At 61.3% G+C, this 26,609-nt stretch carries 20 protein-coding genes and 1 pseudogene; 11 read left to right on the forward strand and 10 right to left on the reverse strand.

Going from position 1 to position 26,609, the window contains the following annotated elements; all coding sequences use genetic code 11:
• The 3 genes and pseudogenes from NE357_RS28735 (at position 1) to NE357_RS28745 (ending at position 5,986) form a co-directional block, all read left to right on the forward strand.
• The gene (locus NE357_RS28735; RefSeq protein WP_169432521.1) at positions 1-672 is read left to right on the forward strand and encodes a GNAT family N-acetyltransferase; all 672 of its coding nucleotides are present in this window, start codon (positions 1-3) and stop codon (positions 670-672) included.
• Between the two features lie 246 nt (positions 673-918).
• Positions 919-3,615, forward strand: a pseudogene (locus NE357_RS28740) (autotransporter outer membrane beta-barrel domain-containing protein); the annotation flags it as partial.
• 172 nt (positions 3,616-3,787) lie between these two features.
• Positions 3,788-5,986: an autotransporter outer membrane beta-barrel domain-containing protein gene (locus NE357_RS28745; RefSeq protein ID WP_169432522.1), complete on the forward strand. Its 2,199-nt coding sequence runs from the start codon at positions 3,788-3,790 to the stop codon at positions 5,984-5,986.
• A gap of 104 nt (positions 5,987-6,090) precedes the next feature.
• Here NE357_RS28745 and oadA read toward each other — a convergent pair whose 3' ends face one another.
• Positions 6,091-7,899, reverse strand: a complete 1,809-nt coding sequence (gene oadA, locus NE357_RS28750) for a sodium-extruding oxaloacetate decarboxylase subunit alpha (RefSeq protein ID WP_169432523.1) — start codon at positions 7,897-7,899, stop codon at positions 6,091-6,093.
• A gap of 11 nt (positions 7,900-7,910) precedes the next feature.
• Entirely contained in the window at positions 7,911-9,326 is a 1,416-nt protein-coding gene (locus NE357_RS28755; protein ID WP_169432524.1) for an acetyl-CoA carboxylase biotin carboxylase subunit, read from the reverse strand.
• Positions 9,327-9,517: 191 nt separating this feature from the next.
• Here NE357_RS28755 and NE357_RS28760 point away from each other — a divergent pair, with 191 nt between their 5' ends.
• On the forward strand, positions 9,518-10,480 hold the full coding sequence (locus NE357_RS28760; RefSeq protein ID WP_169432525.1) for a LysR family transcriptional regulator: 963 nt from the start codon (positions 9,518-9,520) through the stop codon (positions 10,478-10,480).
• On the opposite strand, the gene NE357_RS28765 is transcribed toward NE357_RS28760, so the two are convergent.
• From NE357_RS28765 to NE357_RS28775, 3 genes are all read right to left on the reverse strand, one after another.
• Positions 10,422-10,634: a PA3496 family putative envelope integrity protein gene (locus tag NE357_RS28765; protein ID WP_085708792.1), complete on the reverse strand. Its 213-nt coding sequence runs from the start codon at positions 10,632-10,634 to the stop codon at positions 10,422-10,424. The two genes, NE357_RS28760 and NE357_RS28765, sit on opposite strands and share 59 nt — an antisense overlap.
• 108 nt (positions 10,635-10,742) lie before the next feature.
• Entirely contained in the window at positions 10,743-11,609 is an 867-nt protein-coding gene (gene hexR / locus NE357_RS28770) for a transcriptional regulator HexR (RefSeq protein ID WP_007954250.1), read from the reverse strand.
• A 150-nt stretch (positions 11,610-11,759) separates the two neighbouring features.
• Positions 11,760-14,633, reverse strand: a complete 2,874-nt coding sequence (locus NE357_RS28775; RefSeq protein ID WP_169432526.1) for a GGDEF domain-containing phosphodiesterase — start codon at positions 14,631-14,633, stop codon at positions 11,760-11,762.
• 259 nt (positions 14,634-14,892) lie between these two features.
• Between NE357_RS28775 and uvrD the strand changes: the two genes are divergently transcribed.
• From uvrD to NE357_RS28795, 4 genes are all read left to right on the forward strand, one after another.
• Positions 14,893-17,076: a DNA helicase II gene (uvrD, locus tag NE357_RS28780; protein WP_169432527.1), complete on the forward strand. Its 2,184-nt coding sequence runs from the start codon at positions 14,893-14,895 to the stop codon at positions 17,074-17,076.
• Positions 17,077-17,218: 142 nt separating this feature from the next.
• Positions 17,219-17,659: an EamA family transporter gene (locus NE357_RS28785; RefSeq protein WP_016984014.1), complete on the forward strand. Its 441-nt coding sequence runs from the start codon at positions 17,219-17,221 to the stop codon at positions 17,657-17,659.
• 175 nt (positions 17,660-17,834) lie between these two features.
• Positions 17,835-18,710: a Tim44 domain-containing protein gene (locus NE357_RS28790; RefSeq protein ID WP_169432528.1), complete on the forward strand. Its 876-nt coding sequence runs from the start codon at positions 17,835-17,837 to the stop codon at positions 18,708-18,710.
• A gap of 137 nt (positions 18,711-18,847) precedes the next feature.
• The gene (locus NE357_RS28795) at positions 18,848-19,255 is read left to right on the forward strand and encodes an SMI1/KNR4 family protein (protein ID WP_007995855.1); all 408 of its coding nucleotides are present in this window, start codon (positions 18,848-18,850) and stop codon (positions 19,253-19,255) included.
• 21 nt (positions 19,256-19,276) lie between these two features.
• Here the strand turns inward: NE357_RS28795 and NE357_RS28800 are convergent, their stop codons facing one another.
• Complete coding sequence (locus tag NE357_RS28800) at positions 19,277-21,040, reverse strand: cation:proton antiporter (RefSeq protein WP_169432529.1); 1,764 nt, start codon at positions 21,038-21,040, stop codon at positions 19,277-19,279.
• 283 nt (positions 21,041-21,323) lie between these two features.
• Here NE357_RS28800 and NE357_RS28805 point away from each other — a divergent pair, with 283 nt between their 5' ends.
• Complete coding sequence (locus NE357_RS28805; RefSeq protein WP_003229693.1) at positions 21,324-21,806, forward strand: acyl-CoA thioesterase; 483 nt, start codon at positions 21,324-21,326, stop codon at positions 21,804-21,806.
• 117 nt (positions 21,807-21,923) lie between these two features.
• Here NE357_RS28805 and pdxY read toward each other — a convergent pair whose 3' ends face one another.
• Entirely contained in the window at positions 21,924-22,796 is an 873-nt protein-coding gene (gene pdxY / locus NE357_RS28810) for a pyridoxal kinase PdxY (RefSeq protein ID WP_169432530.1), read from the reverse strand.
• 117 nt (positions 22,797-22,913) lie between these two features.
• Between pdxY and NE357_RS28815 the strand changes: the two genes are divergently transcribed.
• Positions 22,914-23,327 carry a DUF3301 domain-containing protein gene (locus tag NE357_RS28815; protein ID WP_169432531.1) on the forward strand — a complete coding sequence of 138 codons (414 nt, stop codon included), beginning with the start codon at positions 22,914-22,916 and terminating at the stop codon, positions 23,325-23,327.
• Between the two features lies 1 nt (position 23,328).
• Here the strand turns inward: NE357_RS28815 and NE357_RS28820 are convergent, their stop codons facing one another.
• On the reverse strand, positions 23,329-24,300 hold the full coding sequence (locus NE357_RS28820; protein ID WP_169432532.1) for a CobW family GTP-binding protein: 972 nt from the start codon (positions 24,298-24,300) through the stop codon (positions 23,329-23,331).
• Positions 24,301-24,325: 25 nt separating this feature from the next.
• On the opposite strand from NE357_RS28820, the gene NE357_RS28825 reads away from it, so the two are divergent.
• A complete protein-coding gene (locus tag NE357_RS28825; RefSeq protein ID WP_085708784.1) occupies positions 24,326-24,682 on the forward strand; it encodes an NADH:ubiquinone oxidoreductase in 357 nt (118 codons plus the stop codon).
• Between the two features lie 4 nt (positions 24,683-24,686).
• Here the strand turns inward: NE357_RS28825 and NE357_RS28830 are convergent, their stop codons facing one another.
• Entirely contained in the window at positions 24,687-25,337 is a 651-nt protein-coding gene (locus NE357_RS28830) for a DUF1826 domain-containing protein (protein ID WP_169432533.1), read from the reverse strand.
• A complete protein-coding gene (gene zigA, locus NE357_RS28835; RefSeq protein ID WP_169432726.1) occupies positions 25,337-26,542 on the reverse strand; it encodes a zinc metallochaperone GTPase ZigA in 1,206 nt (401 codons plus the stop codon). Before zigA ends, NE357_RS28830 begins: the two co-directional genes overlap by 1 nt.
• Between the last annotated feature and the right edge of the window lie 67 nt (positions 26,543-26,609).

Consider the following 26,609-nt stretch of genomic DNA (forward strand, 5'->3'; position numbering starts at 1 on the left):
ATGACGATTTCTCTCGCTGACTGGAAAGGCGTGCCGCCGCCCTCCACCACCTTGATCGAAGGCCGCTTCATCCGCCTGGAAAAACTCGACCCGGCACGCCACGGCGATGACCTCTTCAATGCCCTGCAAGGCCCCGGCGCCGATCCGAAACTCTGGGATTACTTGCCCTACGGCCCGTTTCCGGAGCGCAGCGCTTTCAATGACTGGCTGAACAACCACGCCGCCCACAGCGATCCGTATTTCTTCAGCGTCATCGACCGCGCCAGCGGCCAGGTGCAAGGCCTCCTCAGCCTGATGTCGATCGTCCCGGCCCAGGGCCGCATCGAAATCGGCCACGTCACCTTCGGCGCCCCGATGCAGCGCTCGCCGAAGAGCACCGAGGCGGTCTACCTGCTGGCCAAAGAATCCTTCACCCTCGGCTACCGCCGCCTCGAATGGAAATGCAACAACGGCAATGCCCGCTCCAAATACGCGGCCGAGCGTCTGGGCTTCAGCTTCGAAGGCGTGTTCCGCCAGCACATGGTGGTCAAGGGCCAGAACCGCGATACCGCGTGGTATTCGATTCTGGACTCGGAATGGCCGGCGATCGCAGCGGGATTCGAGCGCTGGTTGAGCGATGAGAATCAGACGGCGGATGGGCAGGTGAAGGGGTTGGTTGAGTGCCGCGCTTGAGCCGGTGAACGTAAAAGAGCGCAGCCTGCGGCATCTCATTCAAGCGATGTCCAAGGCTGCGATTTCGACTCTGCACCACCGTCGGATCTGCAATGAATTGCAGATGAACGTCCAAATCTGAGGCCTGAACTGCAAAAGAATGCACATAGGCCATACATCATTCTGTAAAAACCCTCCGCTATACAGAACGCCCTCACTTATAACTAAAAGGACGTTCCCCCCATGCCGCTCCCGCCTCAGCGCCTTTCTCTCGGCGATCTGACCCAGGCACGCAACTACGCGATCTACAACCGCAGCAGCGGGCAGATTCTCGGTTCCAACGATGCGATTCGCATCGACAGCAACTTCGTCAGTGGCAGTCTCTTGATCGACAACGGCGGCACCCTTCGCTCGACCACAGGCCAAGGGCTGGATCTGGATGCGTTGCGCAGCGACGGTGTGAAAACCACCATCATCAACCGCGCCGGAGGGCTGATTCGTGGCGACGCCAGCGACGGCATGAAAACCGGCGCCAACGCGACCATCAGCAACTACGGCGAAATTTCCACCGGTGATTCGCACAACGCCAATCAGAAGTTCGACGGTATCGATATCGACACCGCGACCGGCGTCAGCGTGACCAACTACGGCGTGATTTCCGGCGGCCGTCATGGCATCACCACCGACCTCGGCGCGACGCTGGTCAATTACGGGCAGATCACCGGGCGCAACGGCTCCGGCTTCGGCTCCGACGGCAACGGCACGGTGATCAACCACGGCACCATCACGGGTGCGTATTCAGGCTTGCAGCCCAACGGCGACGGTGACGGCGTGGACATCGACAAGATCGCTCACATCGAAAACTACGGCACCATTCAAGGCGTCGGCGCGGGCGGCGTGGACAAGGGCGGTTTCGCCAATGGCAGTGAAGGCATCGCGCTGGGCGGCGGTTACATCCTCAACGCCAAAGGCGCCCTGATCAGCGGCGCCAACAGCGCCATTCTGGTGGACGACGGCAGCGGCGGTTCGGGGCTGGCGGCCACCACGCTGAAGAACGACGGCACCATTCAGGGCCTCGACGGGTTTGGTGTGAAGTTCGTCGGTGAGTTCGCCGACAACGTGATCAACGGCGGCACCATCAGCGGCAGCAACGGTCTCGCGCTGGACCTGGGCGGTGGCAACGACAGCCTGACACTGCGCAACGGCAGCCGCTTTGTCGGCGTGGTCGATGGCGGCAGCGGTTACGACCGAGTAGTGATGGACGACGCGGCGGGCGGCAGCTTTGGTGCGAGCCGCCATTTCGAATGGCTTGAGGTCAAGCAAGGCGCCTGGACCCTGACCGGCAGCGGCGATTTCAGCGACGGCGGTGCCGTGCGCAATGGCGCGACCCTGATCAACCAGGGTGGCATTGCCGGTAACCTGAGCGTGGACGCCGGAGGTGTGTATGCCGGCGGCGGGTCGGTGGGCAACCTCAACGTGAATGGCACGTTGCGCACTGACACCCGGCTCGGCACCGCAACCATCGTGCACGACTTGAACATGGGCAGTGCATCCACCCTCGCCTACGGCGTCAACGCCGATGGCAGCAGCGCGCCAGTCCAGGTCGGCGGCACGGCCAATCTCAACGGCGCAACGCTGGCGGTCAATCCCGGCAGCGGCACCTATCCGTGGCAGAGCCATTACACGGTGCTGCAGGCTGCGCGCGTCAACGGCACGTTCGGCGCGGTCACCAGCGACTACGCGTTCCTCACGCCGACCCTCGCTTACACGCCAACGCAGGTCAACCTGACCTACACCCGCAATGACGTGGCCTTCAATGAGTTCGCTGCTACCGGCAACGGCAGCAACGCCGCCAACAGCCTCGCCTCAATGGGCAAGAACAACCCGCTGTACAACGCTTTGCTCAACACCACTCAAAGCAGTGCAGGCGCAGCCATCGAGCAACTGGCCGGCGCCAGCAACGCCAACCTGACCAGCGCCAGCCTCGGCGCCAGCAGTCAGGTGGGCAGCAGCATGCTCTCGGCGATGCAGCAAATGGGTGGCAGCCCAGGCTTGACGATCGGCCTCGATCAGCGTGACACACCAATCCTCGCCGCCAACGGCGTACCGTCCGAAGCGCGAAACCTGAATGATCCGAACGCCCGGGGCCGACTCTGGCTGCAAGCCATCGGTGGCTACGGCAAGCTCGATGGCGAACACGGCAGCAGCGGTCTGGAACAACGCACCAAGGGCAGCCTGCTCGGTGCCGACTGGGCACTGAATCCGCAATGGCGCCTGGGCGTGCTCGGCGGCTATTCGAACACCGACCTGGACGCCACCGGCGTCGACGGCAATGTCGAGAGCTGGCACGCCGGCGTTTACGCGCTGCATCAGAACGGCCCGCTGGCCTTGCGCCTCGGCGCCGCGTACAGCGGCCATCAGGGCGAAAGCAAACGCACCATCGCATTCAATGGTTTCAGCGATCGTCCCAAAGGCGATTACGACGCCGACAGCCAGCAAGCCTTCGCCGAACTCGGCTACGCCATGGGCACTGGCCGGCTCAGCGCCGAACCGTTCGCCAGCCTCGGTTACCAGCGCTATCACCGCGACCGCTATCAGGAAAAGGGCGGCGCGGCGGCCTTGCAGGTCGACAGCCAGACCCAGGACAACTTCAGCAGCACCTTCGGCGTACGCTTGGCGCACCTCAGCTCGCTGGGCAATGGCATGAGCCTGACCCCACGCATGGCCGCCGGCTGGAAGCACACCTATGGCGATGTCAGCAGCTCGACCCGTCAGGCGTTTGTCGTGGGCGGGAGCGCGTTCAGCGTCGATGGCAGCTCGCTGGATCGTGACAGCCTTGTCCTCGAGGCAGGGCTGGACCTGGGCGTTTCTGCGCGGCATACGCTGGGCCTTGGCTACAGCGGCGAGATGGGCAGCAACAGTCGCAATCACGGGCTGATCGGGCAGTGGCAGATGAGCTTCTGAATGCTGTAGGCAAATGTTCCACGCGATGAAAGCAAAAGCGGTCCGTTAAACAAAATGGGCCGCTTTACTGTCACGTCAGTCGACAATCCCTGCATGCTTGGCAGATCCGACTGACATCGATGCCCAGGCACCCCGTTTTAGAGTTCGACCTCCCAACACGGAGGTTGACCCGATGCCTGTTCGATATACACACCGACTTCACCATCTGGCCGTCGCTATTGCATTGACACTCGGCTATACGGGGATCTCACTGGCGCAGGAGTCCGTTCTCGTTCCTGATCCGCCACCCGAACAAACACCGACGCCAGGACTATCAGCGCTCGACGCATTTATCAAAGCCCCGGACACGCTTACGACTACCGTCAAGAGCGGGCAAAAGGCAAGAGACGGCATTTCCCTGCAACTGAGTGATGCAAACGACCTGGTAATCGTGAAGCCTCGTGGCAGCTTCGCCGGGATCGTTGACGGAGGCGCCGGAGTTAACGTTCTGCAACTCGATGCCAAGGAAGGAAAACTCGGCGAATCACGCAACTTCGAGGGACTGGAGGTCAAACAAGGCGCCTGGACGCGCTCAGGTTCGGGTGACTTCAGCACCGGGGTGCTGATACGCGCCAAGGCATCCCTGATTAACGAAGGGCATATTCTGGGTGGAGCACTGACCGAGGGCATTTTCATCAACAGAGGCCAGATTGATCACGGGGTCACGGTTCTCCCCGGCGGGGATCTGACTCACTCGGGGCTCATTGCCGGCAACGTGGATGTGCAGGAGAACGGTCATTTCGCCGGCAGCGGTGTCGTCGGCGGCCTGAATGTGCAGGGACGCTTTTCCGTTGACGAGGTGTACGGCGCACCCAGGATCAGGGGCGACCTGAAATTGTCGCGTCCGGCAGTATTGGCCTATTCGGTCGATGCTTCCGGCAACAGCCCGACCATCATCGTCGAGGGCACTGCCAGCCTCGGGGAGGCGACCCTGAAACTGGTCACCAGCGGTGACTATCCACAAAGCAGTCAGCACACCATCCTCAAGGCCGGCAAGGTCGAGGGCCGGTTCGGCACCATTGAAAACAATCTGGCCTTCATGACGCCAACCCTGGATTACGATGATCCCAAGCGGGTCGGCCTGAGCTATGCCCGCAATGAGGTGCCCTTCGAGCAAGTCGCCACCAGCGACAATAGCCGCGAGTTCGGTAAAAGCATTGAGCCTCAGGTGTCGCCAGCCCCTTCCGCTGTTCAAACCCAGGCTCCGGCCGAAACGCCGGAATCTCCCGAACCACTCCGACAAGCGCAAACGCTGCAATCCCCTGCCACGCCTCAGACGCCGGCGGTTTCAACCACTGCGCGCAACTCTGCCATTGCGGCACTACTCACCACCGACAAAGCCACGGCCGCCATCGCCCTCGATCAACTGGCCGGCGGCAGTAACGCCAACCTCGCCAAGGCCACCTTGAGCAGCGTCACGCCGGTCAGCGTCAGCCTGCTGTCGGCCATGCACCAGCTCGATAACCTGCATGACAACCAGCCAAACGCACCCCGCCACGCGGCCGGAAACGCCGAGAGTGGCAGGGTCTGGCTGCAGGCCCTCGGCCACAGCGGGAAACTGGATCGCGATGTGCAGCCCATGCAGCACTCCACCAAAGGACTGCTGCTCGGTGCGGACTGGCGCCTCAATGAAGAATGGCACCTGGGCTTGATGGGCGGCACCTCCGACACGCGCCTGGACAGCAAGGAGCTGGACGGCGATCTCGACAGTTGGCACCTCGGCGCCTACGCCTTGCGCCAGACCGGCCCGTTGTCACTTCGGCTCGGCGCAACCTGGAGCCGTCACGAAGGCAGTACCCGTCGCGAAGTCGCGTTCGGCCGCTTCCAAGACCGACTGAAAGGCAACTTCCAGGCCAGCACCCAGCAAGCGTTCATCGAGTCGGGATACAACCTGGGTCGGGCCAACGTCAGCGTCGAGCCGTTTGCCAGCCTCGCCTACCAACGCTACCAGCGCGACGGCTACACCGAGAAAGGCGGAACGGCGGCGCTCAAGGTGGACGATCAATCCCAGGGCAACCTCAACACCACCGTCGGCCTGCGTTTGGCGAAAGTCAGCACGCTGGATAACGGCATACGCCTCACGCCACGATTCAGCGCGGGATGGAAGCACGTTTACGGCGAGACCGACACCAGCACCCGCCAACGTCTGGTTACCGGCGGCCGTGACTACACCGTTTATGGCGCAGAGCTGGATCGCAACAGCCTGACGCTGGACACCGGGCTTGATCTGACCGTTTCGGCCAATCACACACTCGGTGTTGGCTTGTCGGGTGAGATCGGTACCGACAGCCGCAACCATGGCGTATCGGGCCAGTGGCGAATGGCGTTCTGAGGACCGATCACACGCGGCCGCAAAGTGCGGCCGCGTGTGTAAAGCAAAAAAAAGGGGAGCACATGCCCCCCCGAGGTTTAAAGCGTTGTATCGAGGCTGTTATCTCAGCCTTCGATCTCGATCAGGATTTCGCCCGGGTTCACCCGGTCGCCCTTGGCAACGTGAATGGCGGTGACCTTGCCGGCAATCGCGGCCTGGACTTCGGTTTCCATCTTCATCGCTTCGGTGATCAGCACAGCCTGGCCTGCCTTGACGGTGTCGCCTTCCTTGACCAGCACATCGACGATGTTGCCCGGCATGGTGGTGCTGACATGGCCCGGAGCCGAGGCTTGCTTGCGCTTGCTGCTGCCGCCGCCGACGAATTCGTTGAGCGGCTCGAACACCACTTCTTCCGGCATGCCGTCGATGGACAGGTAGAAGTGACGCTTGCCTTCAGCCTTGACGCCGACACCGGTGATGTCCACGCGATAGGTTTCGCCGTGAACGTCGATGACGAACTCGGTCGGCACGCCTTCGCCGCCGGCCGAGGCCACCTTGCCCGCTTCCGGGATCGGCAGCAGCACTTCCGGGGTGAGGGTGCCGGCGGCACGCTCTTCGAGGAACTTGCGGCCGATGTCCGGGAACATGGCGAAGGTCAGCACGTCTTCTTCGGACTTGGCCAGAGCGCCGATATCGGCACGCAGCTTGGTCATTTCCGGCTTGAGCAGATCGGCCGGGCGGACGTCGATCACCTCTTCGCTGCCGATGGCCTGACGACGCAGCTTCTCGTTCACGGTGCCCGGCGCCTTGCCGTAGCCGCCTTGCAGGTAGAGCTTCACCTCGTTGGTGATGGTCTTGTAGCGCTCGCCGGCCAGCACGTTGAAGAACGCCTGGGTGCCGACGATCTGCGAAGTCGGGGTCACCAGCGGCGGGAAACCGAGGTCCTCACGCACGCGCGGGATTTCCGCCAGCACTTCGTTCATGCGGTTCAGAGCGCCCTGCTCTTTCAACTGGTTGGCCAGGTTGGAAATCATCCCGCCCGGCACCTGGTTGACTTGAACACGGGTGTCGACGGCGGTGAACTCGCTTTCGAACTGGTGGTACTTCTTGCGCACGGCGTAGAAGTACAGACCGATTTCCTGCAACAGCTCCAGGTCCAGACCGGTGTCGAACTCGCTGCCCTTGAGGGCTGCGACCATCGACTCGGTGCCCGGGTGGCTGGTGCCCCAGGCGAAGCTGGAGATCGCGGTGTCGATATGGTCGGCACCGTTTTCGATGGCCTTCAACTGGCACATCGCGGCCAGACCGGCAGTGTCATGGGAGTGGATGAACACCGGCAGCGATTGCTCGGCCTTGAGGGCCTTGACCAGTTCACCGGTGGCATACGGGGTCAGCAGGCCGGCCATGTCCTTGATCGCCACCGAGTCGCAACCCATGGCTTCCATCTGCTTGGCCTGGGCCACGAATGCGTCGATGGTATGCACCGGGCTGGTGGTATAGGCGATGGTGCCCTGGGCGTGTTTGCCGGCAGCCTTCACCGCTTCGATCGCCACGCGCAGGTTACGCACGTCGTTCATCGCGTCGAAGATACGGAACACGTCGATGCCGTTGACCGCGGCCTTGGCGACGAACGCCTTGACCACATCATCGCTGTAATGGCGATAGCCCAGCAGGTTCTGCCCGCGCAGGAGCATTTGCAGACGGGTGTTGGGCAACGCGGCGCGCAGTTGGCGCAGGCGCTCCCACGGGTCTTCTTTCAGGAAGCGCACACAGGCGTCGAAGGTTGCGCCGCCCCAGACTTCCAGGGACCAGTAGCCGACTTTGTCGAGCTTGTCGCAGATCGGCAGCATGTCTTCAGTGCGCATGCGGGTGGCGAGCAGCGATTGGTGAGCGTCGCGCAGGATGGTATCGGTGACAAAGATCTTCTTGCTCATTCTTGTATTCCTCACAGGCCTGCGTGGGCGGCGATGGCGGCGGCGATGGCCAGGGCCAGCTCTTCGGGTTTGCGCTTGATCGAGTAGTTGGTCAGTTCAGGGTGGCTTTCAACGAAGCTGGTGTTGAACTGGCCGCTACGGAATTCCGGGTTGCGCAGGATTTCCTGGTAGTAAGCGGCGGTGGTCTTCACCCCTTGCAGACGCATGTCGTCGAGGGCGCGCAGACCACGGTCCATCGCCTCTTCCCAGGTCAGCGCCCAGACCACCAGTTTCAGGCACATCGAGTCGTAGAACGGCGGAATGGTGTAGCCGGTGTAGATCGCCGTGTCGGTACGCACGCCCGGGCCGCCGGGGGCGTAGTAACGGGTGATCTTGCCGAAGCTCGGCAGGAAGTTGTTTTTCGGGTCTTCGGCATTGATCCGGAACTGCAGGGCAAAACCGCGATGCTGGATGTCTTCCTGCTTCACCGACAACGGCAGGCCGGAGGCGATGCGGATCTGTTCGCGGACAATATCGATCCCGGTGATTTCTTCGGTGATGGTGTGTTCCACCTGCACCCGGGTGTTCATCTCCATGAAGTACACCTCGCCCTCGGCGAGCAGGAATTCCACGGTGCCGGCGTTCTCGTAACCCACGGCCTTGGCCGCACGCACCGACAGGTCGCCGATGTAGGCGCGCTGTTCCGGGGTCAGCTGCGGGCTCGGGGCGATTTCGATCAGCTTCTGGTTGCGACGCTGGATCGAGCAGTCACGCTCGAACAGGTGCACCACATTGCCGAAGCTGTCGCCAAGGATCTGCGCTTCGATGTGCTTGGGATTGACGATGCATTTTTCCAGGAACACTTCGGCCGAACCGAAAGCCTTGGTTGCCTCGGAGATGACGCGAGGGAAATTCTGTTCGAGCTCTTCGCGGCTGTTGCAGCGACGGATACCGCGACCGCCACCACCGGAGGTGGCCTTGAGCATCACCGGGTAACCGATGCGGTCGCCCTCGCTCAAGGCTTCTTCGATGCCCGAGACATTACCTTCGGTGCCCGGCGTGACCGGCACACCGGCCTTGATCATGCTGCGGCGCGCTTCGGTCTTGTCGCCCATGCGGCGGATGACTTCCGCCGACGGGCCGATGAATTTGATCCCGCGCTCGGCGCAGATCTCTGCCAGCTCGGCGTTTTCCGAGAGGAAACCGTAACCGGGATGCAGCGCATCGCAGCCGGTTTCCACCGCCAGATTTACCAGCTTGCGCGGGTTCAGGTAACCGGCCAGCGGCTCCGAACCAATGCTGTGGGCCTCGTCCGCACGCTTCACATGCAAGGCATGGCGGTCGGCGTCGGAAAAAATCGCAACCGAGCGAATGCCCATCTCGGCGCACGCACGCACGATTCGTACGGCAATCTCACCACGGTTGGCGATCAGGATCTTTGTTATCACTTGGAGGTTCCCTTGAGCCGGTGGTACCCACGACCTGCTAGACCCAGGCCGACGCGTGACCAAATGTTTCAATCTGGTCGCGGCTTCACACTAGCGCTCACAATGGATTAACAAAAATGAATAAAAATTGGGTCAGGCATAAGGAAAGACTTATAGTCGCTGCATCCATCAACGGCCAGAGTCGGTAGAAAATGCGTAAGTCCTTGATGCGTATGACATTGCGTCAATTGCAGATCTTCAACGAAGTGTGTGATTTACGTTCCTACAGCCGCGCAGCCGAGGAAATGTCTCTCACACAACCGGCCGTCAGCCTACAGATTCGTCAGCTTGAAGAGCTGATCGGGCAGCCACTGTTCGATTACGTCGGCAAAAAACTCTACATGACCGAGGCCGCGGAAGCACTTCAGCGTGCCAGTCGCGACATCTTTGGCCGACTGGAAAACCTCGACATGCAGCTGTCGGACATGCAGGGCTCGCTGCAGGGCCAGTTGAAACTGGCAGTGGAATCCAGCGCCAAATACTTCGTGCCGCACCTGTTCGCGGCATTCAAGCGCCAGCATCCGGAGGTGAATCTGCAACTGACGGTGGTCAACCGCGGCCAGGTAATCCGCCGCCTCTCCGACAACCGCGACGACCTGGTAATCATGTCGATGGTGCCGCAGGACATGGGCCTGGAGTTCCTCCCCTTCCTCAACAACCCGATCGTGGCAACCGCCCGACCGGATCATCCGCTGGCACACATGGGTCCGCTACGCCTGCAGGATCTTGAACCCTACACACTGCTGATTCGCGAGCCCGGCTCGGGCACGCGACTGGCCTGTGAAGAGTATTTCAAAGAGAAGCGTGTGCACTTCACCCAGACCCAGGAAGTGGCCTCGGCTGAAGCCCAGCGCGAGTGCGTACTGGCGGGTCTGGGCGTCGCGCTGTTGACGCGCCACGCCCTGAACCTGGAGCTGGCGACCGGCGGTCTGGTGGAGCTGCCGGTCGAAGAGTTGCCGCTGTTTCGCAGCTGGTGCCTGGTGCAAGCCAAAGCCAAGCGACTGTCACCGGTGGCGCACGCCTTCCTGGCGTTTATCCGCAGCGAACGGGCGCAGATCAGCGCGCTGGTTGAGCGCTTCGACGGGAAGCTGCGGGAGCGGCCTGCCAGTAGTTGAGTTCGATATCCTCGGGAAAATCGCTGATTTCGGTCTGAAGCTGACGTAGTTCGAAGCGATCTTCGATGGCGCGGCGGAACTCCATGCGGCGCTGGTCTTCCTGCTGACGACGGGTTTTCGCGGCGCTGTTGCGTTCTTCGTAAGGCTGAGCCATTTCGAGTCTCCCAAGGCGATTACGGGAGTTTCACGATAGGCCCGGAGGATGACGGTTTGGCTGCGTCGGGGTTACAGGCAGATGAAGATTGCCTTTACCCCATGACCATCAGTCATCCAGCGCTTTCACCGACTTGGGTGACAGCCGCAAGCTGCGCAGGCTGCGCTTGACGCTCTTGAGGTGGTTGACCAGGCTCGGCCCGCGCGCCATGGCCACGCCCATGGCCAGCACGTCGATCACCACCAGGTGGGCGATGCGCGAAGTCAGCGGGGTATAGATTTCGGTGTCTTCGTGTACGTCGATCGCAAGATTGACGGTCGACAGCTCGGCCAGCGGCGTCTGGCTCGGGCACAAGGTAATCAGCGACGCCCCGCTTTCGCGAACCAGGTTGGCGGTGATCAACAGGTCTTTGGAACGGCCGGACTGGGAGATACAGATCGCCACATCGGTCGGCTTCAGCGTCACTGCCGACATCGCCTGCATGTGCGGGTCGGAATACGCCGCAGCGGTCAACAGCAGGCGGAAAAATTTGTGCTGCGCATCCGCGGCTACCGCGCCCGATGCACCGAAACCATAGAACTCGACGCGCTGGGCCTGGGACATCAACGTCACCGCGCGCTGCAACTCCAGCGGATCGAGCTTCTCGCGAACCTCCATCAGGGTGTGCAGGGTGGTGTCGAAAATCTTCAGGCTGTAGTCGGCGACCGAGTCGTCCTCATGGATCGCGAACTGACCGAAACTGGCGCCGGCCGCGAGGCTTTGCGCGAGTTTGAGTTTCAGATCCTGAAAACCGGAACAACCGATGGCGCGACAGAAGCGCACGATGGTCGGCTCGCTGATCCCGACGCTGTGGGCCAGATCGGCCATGGAACTGTGCATCACTGCCGCAGGGTCAAGCAGCACGTGGTCGGCGACCTTGAGCTCCGACTTGCGTAACAGGTGACGTGACTGGGCAATGTGTTGCAGCAGATTCAAGGGGCTGGACTCTTGTTATGGAAAGATGTGCTTTGGCCAGATGCCGGGGATGTAGCAAGCTTGTAGTTATACTACATGAATTGGCTTTTTGCCTGCTCAATGCGTAACTGGATCGCCCCGGATCAGGCGACATGCGCTGCATGTAGCCCTTTACAGCGGTTTTTCCTGTTCACGCAGCAACGCGGCAAGGCCGACCGCCTCCACCGGACGACTGATCAGATAGCCCTGCACCTCGTCGCAACCTTCAGTTTTCAGAAACGCCAGCTGCTCGGATCGCTCGACACCTTCGGCGACAACTTTCAGTGACAGCCCGTGAGCCATCGCAATGATCGCCCGGGTGATCGCCGCATCTTCGCTGCCCTCCCCCAGCCCGCGAATGAACGCCTGATCGATCTTCACGTAATCCACCGGAATCCGCTTCAGATAGCTCAGCGATGAATAGCCGGTGCCGAAATCGTCGATCGCCAGCTTCACCCCCAGATCCCGCAGTTGCTGGAACGTGGCGATGATGTGTTCGACGCTGTCGAGCAGCTGGCTTTCGGTCAGTTCCAGTTCGAGGTAGTGCGGCGCCAGGCCGGTTTCCTCCAGCACCTGACGCACCAGACTGACCAGTTTGCCCTGGCGCAACTGATGCACCGACAGGTTTACCGAAACCCGGATCGGCGCCAGCCCCTGACGCTGCCATTCGCAGGCCTGCCAACAGGCCTGACGCAGCACGAATTCGCCGATCGGCCCGATCAGGCCCGTCTCTTCGGCCAGACCGATGAAGTCCCCCGGCGGCACCCGGCCCATGGTCGGGTGATCCCAGCGCACCAGCGCTTCCGCCGCGTTGAGGCGACCGGTCGCCAGACACAGTTTCGGTTGATAGAAGACGTTGAGCTGCTTGTCCTCGATGGCTTTGCGCAGCTGGTTTTCCAGTTGCAGACGCTCCAGCGTGCTGGCCTGCAGGCTGTCGGTGTAGAACTGGAAGTTGTTGCCGCCCAGGTGCTTGGCATGTTGCATGGCCATGTTCGACTGGCTGACCAGCGCGGAAATCTCCCGGGCGTTGTCCGGCAGCATGCTGATGCCCATCGAGGCACTCACCACCAGTTCATGCCCTTCCACCGTCAACGGCAGCCGCAGCTTGGTCGACAGCCGCGTGGCGACCCGCGCCAGGCTCGACAGGTTGCCGTAGGCGTCGAACAGCACCGCGAACTCATCACCGGATAACCGGGCAATGGTGTCAGCCTCCGGCAAGGCGCTGACCAGACGTCGTGACATCTTTTGCAGCAACTGGTCAGCGATTTCATGGCCCAAACTATCGTTGAGCAGTTTGAAGCGGTCCAGGTTGATGTGCAGCAGCGCCAGACTCCGGCGTCCGCCCTGCCGCACGCGCTGATGGGCTTCGTGCAGACGTTCGCGGAACAGCGAGCGATTGGCCAGGCCGGTGAGCTCGTCGTAGTGAGTCAAGTAGCGCATGCGCTCTTCGGATTCGCGCCGAGCCGACAGATCGGCGAAGAAGCCGACGATATGGCTCACATTTCCCCGACTGTCGCGTACCGCATTCAATTGCAGCCATTGCGGGTACAGCTCGCCGTTCTTGCGGGTCTCCACCAGCTCACCCTGCCAGCTGCCGTGCTGCTCCAGCGCGTGGCGGATGGCGACGTAGTGCCGGCGGGCGTCGCGGCTGCACGGAAGTTCGACGACATTGCGCCCGAGCATGTCGTCGATGTCATACCCGGTGACCCGGCTGAAGGCCTGATTGATGGCGATCAGCGAATAATTCGGGTCGAGGATCACGATGCCTTCGCTGGCGGCCTCGAACACCGTCGCCGCCAGTTGCTGTTGGGCTTCCAGGCTTTTGCTGACGCTGATGTCGCGACGGGTGCCGACCATGCGGATGACCCGTCCGCTGTCGTCGCGCTCCACCGCACGCCCCCGGTCTTCGATCCAGACCCAGTGGCCGTCACCATGGCGCACGCGGTACTCGATCTGATAATCCTCGGTGCGCCCCTTCAAATGCTCGATCAGCGCGCGCTTGAGCGGCGGCACGTCTTCCGGGTGCAAACGTGGCCGCAGATGCCTGAGCAGCCCGGTGACATATTCCGGGTCAATGCCAAACAATTCCTGAATCTGCGTGTGGTGAACTTCGTCGGTCTGCAGGTTCCAGTCCCACAGCCCCAGCTCACTGGCCTTCAACGCCAGGGCCAGGCGCGCCTCACTTTTGCTCAGGGCCTGGTTGGCGACGTCCAGTTCCCGGCTGCGCTGGGCGACCCGGTCTTCCAGCTCAACCTGCGCTTCGCGCAGCTTGCCCTCGGCGCAGCGCCGTTGTTCGATTTCCTTGGCCAGCTCCTGATTGAGCTGTTCGCTGCGGGTTTGCGCTTGTTGCAGGTGTTCGATCAGGTGCTGGTTCTGGAAGCGCCGCAGCAACCCACGATCAATCAAGCGATTGACCTGCCACGCCACCACGCTCAGCGAGCCGAGCAGGATCAGCCCGAGCCAGCCCCAGCCTCGCGCCAGTTCGTCACCGCCCCAGAACAGATAGCCGATGGCCGGCAGCAGGCATGGCAAGGTAAAGGAAAGAAAGGCCGGAATGCTCACGGCGTAGGCCACGCTGGCCGACAGGGTCGCGGCGCCAATCAGGCCGAACACCCAGGCCTGCTGCATGAAATTGTCGGCGGGGACCAAAGCGATGCCGGCGCCGGCCAGGGTCAGGCCGGTCATGGTCGAGCCGAGCAGGAACATCCGCCCCCAGATCGGCTGGGCCTGGCGATCGGGAATCGCCGAGTCGAACGCGGCGACCTGAATCACTCGCAACGCCACCAGCGACAACAGCCACACCAGCCAGACGCTGACCACGAAGTAACGCTGCGGACTCCAGAGCAGACCGGCGCAGACCAGACCGTTGATTAACATGAACAGAGTGGGCAACAGCGAACCCTGATAAAGAAGGCGCGTGCGCTCGACCGCCATTTGGGTGGCGTAATGCTTGCGGATCACCCGGGGTTCCACAGAGGGGCCCGAAAGGTCGAAGCTGAGGGTCATAGGCAACGTTCTTGTTCTTATAGGTGTGAGCATGCGCCCGGAAACGTGGACCGAGCATACACAAGCCGAACCACTTGCCAAACTGCCCCAGATCATAATTTCACCGAAACTTTTCCGTCGCCCGTCGCCCTCCAAAGCCCCGACGCCAGGCGGGCCAACGCCTGTAGCCGATGACCGACCGGTCGTCACGGGCGGCACTTTCATCGGCTAATGCAAAGCTCGGTTTGCCCGGGCCTGCGGCGCACCCTAGAATGCCCCGATGCGCGATGATCTCTCCCTTCTGCTGAACTCCCTCAACGATGCCCAACGCCAGGCCGTAGCAGCCCCCGTTGGTCGTCAATTGGTCCTGGCCGGTGCCGGCTCCGGCAAAACCCGAGTGCTGGTGCACCGTATCGCCTGGTTGATCCAGGTCGAGAACGCCTCGCCCCACTCGATCCTGTCGGTGACCTTCACCAATAAGGCCGCTGCCGAGATGCGTCACCGCATCGAGCAGTTGCTGGGCATCAACCCGGCCGGCATGTGGGTCGGCACGTTCCACGGCCTGGCGCACCGCCTGTTGCGGGCGCACTGGCAGGAAGCCGGGCTGAGCCAGACCTTCCAGATTCTCGACAGCGACGACCAGCAACGCTTGGTCAAACGGGTGATCCGCGAGCTGGGGCTGGACGAACAACGCTGGCCGGCCCGTCAGGCCCAGTGGTTCATCAACGGGCAGAAAGACGAAGGTCTGCGTCCGCAGCACATTCAGGCCAGCGGCGATCTGTACCTGGCCACCATGCGCGGCATCTATGAGGCCTACGAGGCCGCTTGCCTGCGCGCCGGCGTCATCGACTTCTCCGAACTGTTATTGCGTGCCCTCGACCTGTGGCGCGACCATCCGGGCCTGCTCGCGCATTATCAGAAGCGTTTCCGGCACATTCTGGTGGACGAGTTCCAGGACACCAACGCCGTGCAGTACGCCTGGTTGCGTCTGCTGGGCAAGGGCGGCGACAGCCTGATGGTAGTCGGCGACGACGACCAGTCGATCTATGGCTGGCGCGGCGCGAAAATCGAGAACATTCACCAATATTCTTCCGACTTCCCGGATTCCGAGACCATTCGACTGGAGCAGAACTACCGCTCCACCGCCGGCATCCTGAAAGCCGCCAACGCCTTGATCGCCAACAACACCGGACGTCTGGGCAAAGAGTTGTGGACCGACGGTGGCGACGGCGAAGCGATCAATCTGTACGCCGCATTCAACGAACACGACGAAGCACGCTACGTTGTCGAAACCATCGAAAGCGCGCTGAAAACCGGCCTCGCTCGCAGCGATATCGCGATTCTCTACCGCTCCAACGCCCAATCCCGCGTTCTGGAAGAAGCCTTGCTGCGCGAACGCATTCCGTACCGCATTTATGGCGGCCAGCGCTTCTTCGAGCGGGCGGAAATCAAGAACGCCATGGCTTACCTGCGTTTGCTGGAGGGTCGCGGCAACGATGCGGCGCTGGAGCGGGTCATCAACGTCCCGGCTCGTGGTATCGGCGAGAAGACCGTCGAAGCCATCCGTGAACATGCACGCCACAGCGATGTGTCGATGTGGGAAGCCATGCGCCAACTGGTGGCCAACAAAGGCCTGACCGGTCGTGCAGCCGGCGCCCTCGGCGCGTTTATCGAGCTGATCGAGAACCTCGCCGCCAAGTGCGCCGAGATGCCGTTGCACCTGATGACCCAGACCGTCATCGAGCAATCCGGACTGATCGCCTACCACGAAGCGGAAAAAGGCGAGAAGGGCCAGGCCCGGGTAGAAAACCTTGAGGAGCTGGTGAGTGCCGCACGCAACTTCGAGAACACCGAAGAAGACGAAGACCTGACGCCACTGGCGGCGTTCCTCGGCCACGCGTCGCTGGAGGCCGGCGACACTCAGGCCGACGAGCACGAAGACAGCATTCAGTTGATGACCCTGCACAGCGCCAAGGGCCTGGAATTCCCTTACGTGTTCCTGGTGGGCATGGAAGAAGGCCTTTTCCCGCACAAGATGAGCCTGGAAGAACCGGGACGTCTTGAGGAAGAGCGGCGCCTGGCCTATGTCGGCATCACCCGGGCGATGCAGAATCTGGTGATGACCTACGCTGAAACCCGACGCCTGTACGGCAGTGAAACCTACAACAAGGTGTCGCGATTCGTACGGGAAGTGCCGAAAGGCCTGATTCAGGAAGTGCGCCTGTCGAATAGCGTCAGCCGACCGTTCGGCGGCAACCAGTCGATGAGCGGCAGCAACCTGTTCGGCGGCAGCGAGATCCCGGATACCGGCCTGAGCCTGGGCCAGGCCGTGCGGCACTCGATCTTCGGCGACGGCGTGATCCTCAACTTCGAAGGCGCCGGCGCCCAAGCGCGAGTGCAGGTGAACTTCAGCGAAGGCAGCAAGTGGCTGATGCTGGGTTACGCAAAGCTGGAAGCGATCTAAACGCCGGTTCTGCTGTTCTGTGGGAGCGAGCCTGCTCGCGAATTGGAGCGCCGCGGTTTACCTGATAAACCACGGTGCAGCCATCGCGAGCAGGCTCGCTCCCACATGGATTTATGCAACCCTTACCGACAGGACACCATGCATGGGCTCTGGCTTCTTTTCCTCCTGGACATTCTGGGCCCTGCTCTCGGCCACCTTCGCCGCATTGACGGCGATCTTCGCCAAGGTCGGCATCGAAAACGTCAATTCCGACTTCGCCACTCTATTGCGCACCATCGTGGTACTCGTCAGTCTGGCCTTGATTTTGTACGCCACGGGCCAATATCAGTCCCTGGGATCGATCTCTGCCAAAAGCTACCTGTTCCTGCTGTTGTCGGGTCTGGGTACCGGGGCTTCGTGGCTGTGCTATTTCCGCGCATTGAAAGTCGGGCCGGCCTCGCTGGTCGCTCCGGTGGACAAACTCAGCGTGGTGCTCGTGGCGGTACTCGGCGTGATCCTGCTGGGCGAGAAACTCGACCTGCGCCAATGGGGCGGCATCGGTCTGATCACCGCAGGCGTGGTGATGTTGGCGTTTCGACGCTGATCCATTTCCCACTGAACCCAAATCCTTTTCCTACAGACAAAAGTACATGGCCTTATTGCCTCGACTGAGCTGAACGTTACCTGTCAGGCAAAAGCCCGAAACACTCTCTCGCTAGCCAGTGACACTTCAGCTGTGCAACATGGCGCGCGTGTCTCCACAAACGGGAATTCCCTTTATGAAACGTTTTCTTAGCATCGCCATGGCGTTGTGCATCGGCCTGACGATGAGCCTCGACGCCAACGCCAAGCGCTTCGGTGGTGGCAAAAGCGCCGGCGCTGCGCCGACGCACCAGACCAGCCAGATGGCTCCTTCTTCCCCAGGCATGGGCGGCGCCGCTGCGACCGCTGGTGCTGCCGGTGCCGCAGGCGCTGCGGCCAAGGCTGGCGGCGCTTCGAAATGGCTCGGCCCTCTGGCCGGCATCGCCGCCGGTGGCCTGCTCGCTTCCATGTTCATGGGCGGCGGCTTCCAGGGCATGCAGATCTTCGACATCCTGATCATGGCCGTGATCGCCTTCGTGATCTTCCGCTTCATCGCCGCTCGTCGCCGCAAGCAGCAGGAGCAGTTCGCTCCGGCCGGCGCGCCGATGCAGCGTGAAGTATTCGAGCAGAAACCTGCCGCCATGGGTTCGATCTTCGGTGGCTCGGCCGCTCCGGCTGCCGCCCGTCCGGTGATCAACGCTCCGGCCTGGTTCAACGAGCAGCGCTTCCTCGAAGCCGCCCGCAGCCACTTCCAGTCGCTGCAGCAGCACTGGGATGCCAACGAAATGGACAAGATCGCCGAGTTCGTGACCCCGCAAATGCTCGACTTCCTCAAGCGCGAGCGTGCGGACCTGGGCGACGGCTTCCAGTCCACCTACATCGACAACCTTCAGGTACAACTGGATGGCGTCGATGATCGCGCGGACAAGACCATCGCGACCCTGACCTTCAGCGGCGTGTCGAAAACCTCGCGTTTCGACCAGGGCGAAGTGTTCAGCGAAAGCTGGAACATGGAGCGTCCGCAGGGCGACAACCAGCCATGGCTGGTCGCCGGTATCCGCCAGAACGGCTGATTCCTTCGGCGTCAGGCATGCAGTCATGAAAACCCCGGCCCAGGCCGGGGTTTTCTATTTCGCGGTTGCATCTATAGCGAGCTACTGTATAAACCGGCCCATATAAACCGCGCCATTCAAGCAAGAGGATCCCGGACGTGGAAGAAATCATCGAACAACTGCGCGAAGCCAACGAACCCGTACCGGTTCCCCTGGAGTTGCCCGACGAAGACCAACTGGTGGAAGTCGAAGAAGAACTCTTCATCAACATCCCGTTCGTCTTCAAAGAGTTTCTGCTGACCGTCAGCGACGTGGTTTACGGCAGCCTGGAGCCTGTGACCGTCACCGACCCGCAGTCCCACACCTATCTGCCGGATGTGGCGGCCAATGCCTGGGACGCCGGTGTGCCGCGCGACCTGATCCCGATCTGCCAGGACGGCGACAACTACTACTGCGTCGAAGAAGACGGCACCGTGGTGCTGTGGTCCGGCGAAGAAGAGCTGATCACCGAAGAGTCCTGGGAGTCGGTATGGCACTGGGCACGGGACGTCTGGCTGGAAAGCTGATCCGCCAGACGCCACGCCGGGTCAATGCCCCGACGATTCCTTGTGATTGTCGAGGGTTTCCAGCAAGGCCACCTGCATCCGCGTGTGTACCCGGATGAACCAGCGCCAGAGCAGCGCCGCCACGGCGGCCGCGACCACGGCGACCAGCACCAGCAACTTGTTGGTCGGCAAGATACTGGCCGACAAGGCTGCCAGCAGCAGGAAAATCACCAGCAGCGAGATGATCGGGATCACTTCGGCGATCACCCGACGCACTCGCTGTGTGTGACGCCCTGCCATCTCCGGCTTAACGCCCATCTCCGCCAGCAGCATCGAAAGCGCCTTGAGCTTGCGATAAGCCGCAATCAGGAACGGCAGCGATAGCAGCAACGCCCCGCCCCAGATCAACGCCTTCTGCCAGCTCGGATCGCTGATCCAGTCCTGAAGCCAAGTCGAGAGACGCCCGGCAAAGAACGCGCCGGCGAAAAAGATCGCAATCACCAGCGCCAGATTGACCCCGACCTGCAGCAGAATCCGCCGGATCATCGACGCCAGCATCGCACCCTCACCCTGCGGCTGAATGCTGCGCAGCCATTCGCCATACATCCCGAACACCCGCCCCAAACGCTGCGGCATGGCGGCGGACAACTTGATCGACAGCGGATCGGCGGCGCGGATCAGGTACGGCGTCAGTAACGTGGTAATCACCGAAACCGCCACGGCCACCGGATAGAGGAAGTTGCTGGTCACCTGCAGGGTCATGCCCAGCGCGGCGATGATGAAGGAGAATTCGCCAATCTGCGAAAGCCCCATCCCGACCCGTAGTGAGGTGCGTCCGTCATTGCCGGCGATAAAAGCACCGAGGCCGCAGGACAACATCTTGCCCAACACCACGGCCACAGTAATTACCGCAATCGGCCACGCGTATTGCAGAAGGATCATCGGATCAAGCATCAGGCCGATGGCGACGAAGAAGATCGCGCTGAACAGGTCGCGAACCGGCTCGATCAGGCGCTCGATCTTCAGCAATTGTCGCGACTCGGCCATGATCGCACCGATCAAAAATGCGCCAAGCACCATGCTGTACTCAAGCTTGACCACCAGCAGGCAAAAGCCAAAGCACAGCCCGAGCACGGTAATCAGCAGCATCTCGTTGCTTTCGAACTTCGCCACATAGGCCAGCAATCGCGGTACCAGCAGAATGCCGATGACCAGCGCGACGATCATGAACAGCGAGAGTTTGCCGACCGTGGAAAACACTTCGCCGGAACTTACCGTGCCGCTGACCGCGATGCTCGACAGCAAGGCGATGATGCCGATGCCGAGAATGTCCTCGACGATCAGCACACCGAAGATCAACTGGGCGAAGCGCTCGTTTTTCATCTTCAGATCGTTGAGCGCCTTGACGATGATGGTGGTCGAGGAAATTGCCAGGATGGCGCCGAGGAACAGCGAGTCCATGGTGTTCCAGTCGAACCAGCGGCCGATTTCGTAGCCGATCCAGATCATCAGGATGATTTCCAGGAATGCCGCGATAAACGCCGTGGCACCGACCTTGAACAGTTTGCGCAGGCTGAACTCAAGGCCCAGGCAGAACATCAGGAAAATCACCCCCAGCTCGGCGAGAGTCTTGATGGTTTCTTCGTCGTGGATCAGGCCGAACGGCGGGGTGTGCGGGCCGATGATGAAGCCGGCGACAATGTAGCCGAGCACCACCGGCTGCTTGAAACGGTGGAACAGCACGGTCACCACGCCTGCGACCAACATGATCACTGCCAGATCCTGAATAAAGCTGATGGCATGCATGGCGTGGGCTCCTTGAATGACGACGCTCGCGGCACGCGTCTGAAAACGCCTGGGCGAGCTGAGTAAAAATCCGCTTTAGATGTAGGAATCGCCCTTGGGGTGGGCTTTTGCAGGGTAACACCGCGACTTCCGGCTGAAAGGCGGTGCAATATATGGAAACAGATCGATCAGGGCGTGACGGCGGCCCGTTGCCCGGCGTCCCGATAACGGTGGTTTTGAAAAGCGACCAGGCACCCGCAGAGGTGCATCTTCCAGCAACCCTGCCTTGACCCGTGAGAACGTTATGGAACCCGGAAACGCCCAGCTGTCGATGACGGTACTGATGACCCCCGACATGGCCAACTTCTCTGGCAATGTCCACGGCGGCACCCTGCTCAAATACCTCGACGAAGTGGCCTACGCCTGCGCGAGCCGCTACGCCGGCCGCTACGTGGTGACCCTGTCGGTGGATCAGGTGATTTTCCGCGAGCCGATCCATGTCGGCGAACTGGTGACCTTCCTGGCGTCCGTCAATTACACCGGCAACACCTCGATGGAAGTCGGCATCAAAGTGGTGACCGAGAACATCCGCGAGCGCTCGGTGCGCCACACCAACAGCTGCTTCTTCACCATGGTCGCGGTGGACGATCAGCGCAAACCGGCTGCCGTGCCGCCGCTGCAGCCACAGAACAGCGAAGACAAACGTCGCTACATGCAGGCCCAGCAGCGCCGGCAGATTCGCCAGGAGCTGGAAAAGCGCTATCAGGAAATCAAGGGCGACGCCTGATCAGCCCTTCGATCTCTGGCGCTTTGTAGATAGCTTTCGCGAGCAAGCCCGCTTCCACAGGGGGAACGCGTTCCAAATGTGGGAGCGGGCTTGCTCGCGAATGGGGGCAACGCGGTCTTACAGACTGATCGCCGTCGCCTCGAACTTCACGCGCGGATGGGTGATCCGGTCCTGCGCCCGCACCAGTTGCAGCTCATAGCTGGCGCAGGCCTGGGTCTCCAGCAGCACTTCATGCACCGCTGCCGCAGTGAATTCAAACGCCGCTACCAGACTGTCGCCGAGCAGCACTCGCGCCAGGAACAGGCCGGACGTCAGATCGCCCACACCGACCGGCTGACGCGGGAACGCCAGCAGCGGACGCCGCAGATGCCAACTGCCCTCGGCGGTAACCAGCAGCATCTCGAAGCCATCCGCCGGTTTCCCCGGGTAATCCAGATGCTTGACCAGCACCGCTTTCGGCCCGCGCGCCAGCAACCCGCGCGCCATCGCCAGGCAATCGAACAGCGACTGTGGCTTGCGCCCGGAGAAGCTGTCCAGCTCCAGCTGGTTCGGGCACATGAAGTCCGCCACCGCTGCAGCCTCGTCGAGCAGGAAATCGCTGACTTCAGCCGGCACGCTGCAACCCTTCTCCGGATGGCCCATCACCGGGTCGCACAAATACAGGGCCTTGGGATTGACCGCCTTGATCCGCTCGATGCCACTGAGAATCGCCCGGCCCTGCGCCGCGCTGCCGAGGTAGCCGGACAGCACCGCATCGCAATTGCCCAATTCCCCAATGGCGGCGATCCCCTCAACCAGCTCCGGGATCCGCTGCGGTGCCAGCACTTCCCCGGCCCACTGGCCGTATTGAGTGTGATTGGAGAACTGCACAGTGTTGAGCGGCCAGACATTGACCCCGACCCGCTGCATCGGAAAAACCGCAGCGCTGTTGCCGGCATGGCCGAACACCACATGGGACTGGATGGCGAGCAGATGAGGCGTACGTTTCATTCGGGGTTTTCCGTAAAACGATTGAAATTCAAGCCGCGCAGTATGCGACGAAACGCAGTCTGTACGACAGACCGGCGACGCAGTTAAGCTGATGCCAACTTTTGGAGTTTCTCGTTGATGCTGACCCTGGAAAACATTTTCGTGTTGATGCTGTTCGCCGTTGCCGGCGCGTGGCTTTGGCACAACCACGGCCTGCGTGAACGGGCGCTGGAGCGGGTCAAGCAGCATTGTGCGAATGTCGGCGTCGAACTGCTCGACGGTAACGTAGCGCTAAAGAAGATCGGTCTCATCAAGGATGCCAGTGGGCGTCGACGTCTGGCCCGGGTCTACAACTTCGAATTCACCGTGACCGGCGAAACCCGTCACAACGGAACCATCACCCAGTTCGGCCCGCACAGCGCGCAGATCGAACTGGCGCCCTACCCGGCACCGTTCGACGACACTCCGCCGGTGGTAGAAGTGGCCAGGCCGAGTGCGCAAGTGATCGAACTGAGTCAGTGGCGCCAGGAACACACCAAGTGGAAACCTTGACTCAGGCCGCTTGAACCCGACAACCGGCCAGTCCTGCCTGCAACTCATCAATCACCTGCGGCTGGTCGAATATCAACTCGATTCGAGTGTCCTTGCGCCACTCGCTGGGCTGCCAATCCAGTTTGGCGTTATCCAGGGCATTGGCTGATTCCCAGCCATCCTGGCTGTGGATAACCAGCTTCGCCCGGCGCCAGTCCCGGGATTCCAGCCACCGAGTGATGCGAATCACGTCAAACACCTGGCTTGGGTGCCAGCGCCAGCCGATGCTCCAACCGCCCTCCTGCGCCTGACTCAGGCAAATCGGCGAAGCCGGATCGCTCCAGACGGCCGGCATCTGCGCCAGCCCCTTGGGCACCATCAACTTATCCACACCCGCCCGCGCTTGAGCCGTCACACCCGGCAACTCGCTCAGGGGCAACGATGCCTGTTGCGTCCAGATCAGCCTGACCGGTGGCAACTGGCGAACGATCCGCTCCCGCGTGGACTCATCGAGATTTTCTGCTTTGTTCAATATCAGCAAACCGGCATTCGGGATCGCCTCCCGCTGCGCTGGCGGTAGCATCTTGTCCGCCGCCATGGCCTGGGCATCCAGCACCAGAACGCAGGGCTGAACGGCGAGAACGCCTTGCCATGGTGCCTCGCTCAGTTGTTGCAGCAACTGCGCCGGATGCCCTAATCCGGAAGGCTCGATGAACAGGCGATCCGGCTGAGCCTTGCGCAATAAACGTCCCAGCCCGATCTGAAACGGCGCACCGTTCACGCAACACAAACAGCCCCCGGCCACTTCGCCCAGTGCGATACCATCGGCGTCCCGGGTCAACAGCGCAGCGTCGAGGCCGATCTGGCCAAACTCGTTGATCAGCACCGCCCAGCGCTCGCCGGCCGGTCGCTGCGCCATGAGCTGGCGAATCAGGCTGGTCTTGCCGGCACCCAAGGGACCTGCAATGACGTGGGTGGGAATGTTCTGCAACATGGTCAAGGTTTTCTGGAGGTGGGGAATGCGGTGGATGGGATGGTCGTTGCTGTTGGCGTTGGTGTCGGGCGAAGCGCTGGCCCAGGCCTGTGTGGTGCACAGCCAGGCAGAACGCCTCGACGTGAAGGTCTGCCAGCAGAACCGCAACATCCCGGAGAAACTGTTCAATGACGGCTTCTGCCAACCCACGCTGGCGGGGCAAAAGGTCGACGTGCAGTACGTCGATCAATGTCCCGCCGGGGCGTTTGGCGTGTGCAGCAACGCGCAAGTCGCCAATATGCCTTATCGCCAGGATATCCACTATTACGGCGTGGCCACTGATGCGGCCTATTTGAAGCCGTACTGCGAAAGCCAGAGCCAGGGCAACTGGCTCAAGCCTTGAGGTGTCAGCCCAGCCAGTCGAGGGTCAACATCAGACGCCGTTCACCCGGCGCCGGTTGCGGTGAGCGATGGATCAATCCGAAACCTTCGTTACCGTGCCACTTCTCCCCTTTGAGCAACGCCACTTCGCCGCTGGCCAGTTGCTGAATCCGCGATTTTTCCTGCGGCTCGGCCAGTGGTTTTCCCAGTTGCTGGCGATCCATTTCCCCTTCCTTCAACCACTCGCTGCCGACGCCGGCGTAGGTGGTGATCAATCGCACGGGCACATGATCGACGTGAAAACGCGGGCACATCGCCTTGTCCAGTACACGCAACCGCAAGCCGATCCGCCGCGCGCCGAGCAGGCAGGCGAAGGCGCCGACCAGCCATTTCAGGTCGGCGATAAAACCTTCGTAGCCTTCCAGATCGCGGAATTCGCTGGCCAGCCCGGTCAGGTCTGGATCGACGTCCTCGTCATGTAGCTCCAGGCACAACGCTTCGGCGTAGGGCTCATTGAGTGACAGCGATAATTTCGCAAAATCGGCGACATGCAGCGGTAGCTGCCGCTGCCAGATGGCGAGGTTGATTTCATCTTCAAGAATGCTCGCCAGCGCTTGCGGGGTTGGGCCAAGGACTTGATCACGCGTCACGTTTTGCAGCGGTTTGAGGGCAAACATCATGCGGCCTCGTCATGCCAGGGGCCGAACGGATCGGCCAGCAATCGCCAGCCTTCGACACCGAGCGCCATCTCCGCATCGGTCAGCAGACAGTCGTCCAGAGCTGACTTGAGTTGTGCGAAATCGATGTTTTGGCCGATAAACACCAACTCTTGGCGGCAGTCTCCTACGCTCGCGGTCCAGTTTTCCATGATCGCAGCGGTGCTTTCCTGATCCTGTGGCCATTGATTCTTCGGCACGAAACGCCACCAGCGCCCGGCGAAACCGTGGCGCATCAAGCCACCCGCCTGGGACCAACTGCCGGCATCCGTGGGTTTGCTCGCGAGCCAGAAGAACCCTTTTGATCGCAGCAGCTTGCCGTTCACCCAAGTCTGATTGATGAAGTCGAAAAAACGCTGAGGATGAAAGGGGCGACGCGCGCGGTAGGCCGTGGAGGCGATACCGTATTCATCGGTTTCCGGCACATGCTCGCCACGCAACTCCTGAAGCCAGCCCGGGGCCGTTGCAGCCCTGTCGAAATCGAACCGGTGAGTGTTGAGGATCTTCTCCAGCGGCACTTCGCCCATCACCATCGGGATGATTTCAGCGTTAGCGTTCAGCCGCTTGAGGATCGCCATCAGCTCTTCCCGCTCACTGCTGCTGATCAGATCGATCTTGCTGATCAACAGAACATCGGCGAACTCGATCTGTTCGATCAACAGATCGGTGATCGAACGCTCATCTTCTTCACCGAGGATTTCGCCACGGGAAGCCAGGCTTTCGGCGGCCTGGAAATCAGGCAGGAAATTCAGGCCGTCGACTACAGTGACCATGGTGTCGAGGCGAGCGATGTCAGCAAGGCTCTGGCCCTGTTCGTCGCGGAAGGTGAAGGTCTCGGCAATCGGCAGGGGTTCGGAAATGCCGGTGGATTCTATAAGCAGATAATCAAAGCGGCCTTCCCGGGCCAGTTTGGCGACTTCTTCCAGCAAGTCTTCGCGTAACGTACAGCAGATACAACCGTTGCTCATCTCCACGAGCTTTTCTTCTGCGCGGTTCAGGTCGACATCACGCTGGACTTCGCTGCCATCGATATTGATTTCGCTCATATCGTTGACTATGACAGCCACGCGCAGATCCTCTCTGTTACGTAGTACGTAATTCAAAAGTGTACTTTTTCCGGCGCCGAGAAAGCCGGACAAAACGGTCACGGGAAGCGGATTAGACATTGGATAAACCTCATCAGGCGGCTGCTGCAACACTGGAAATGCTCTTGGCGGCGTGCGTTCTTCGGCT

The sequence above is a fragment of the Pseudomonas sp. G7(2022) genome, from assembly GCF_052660475.1.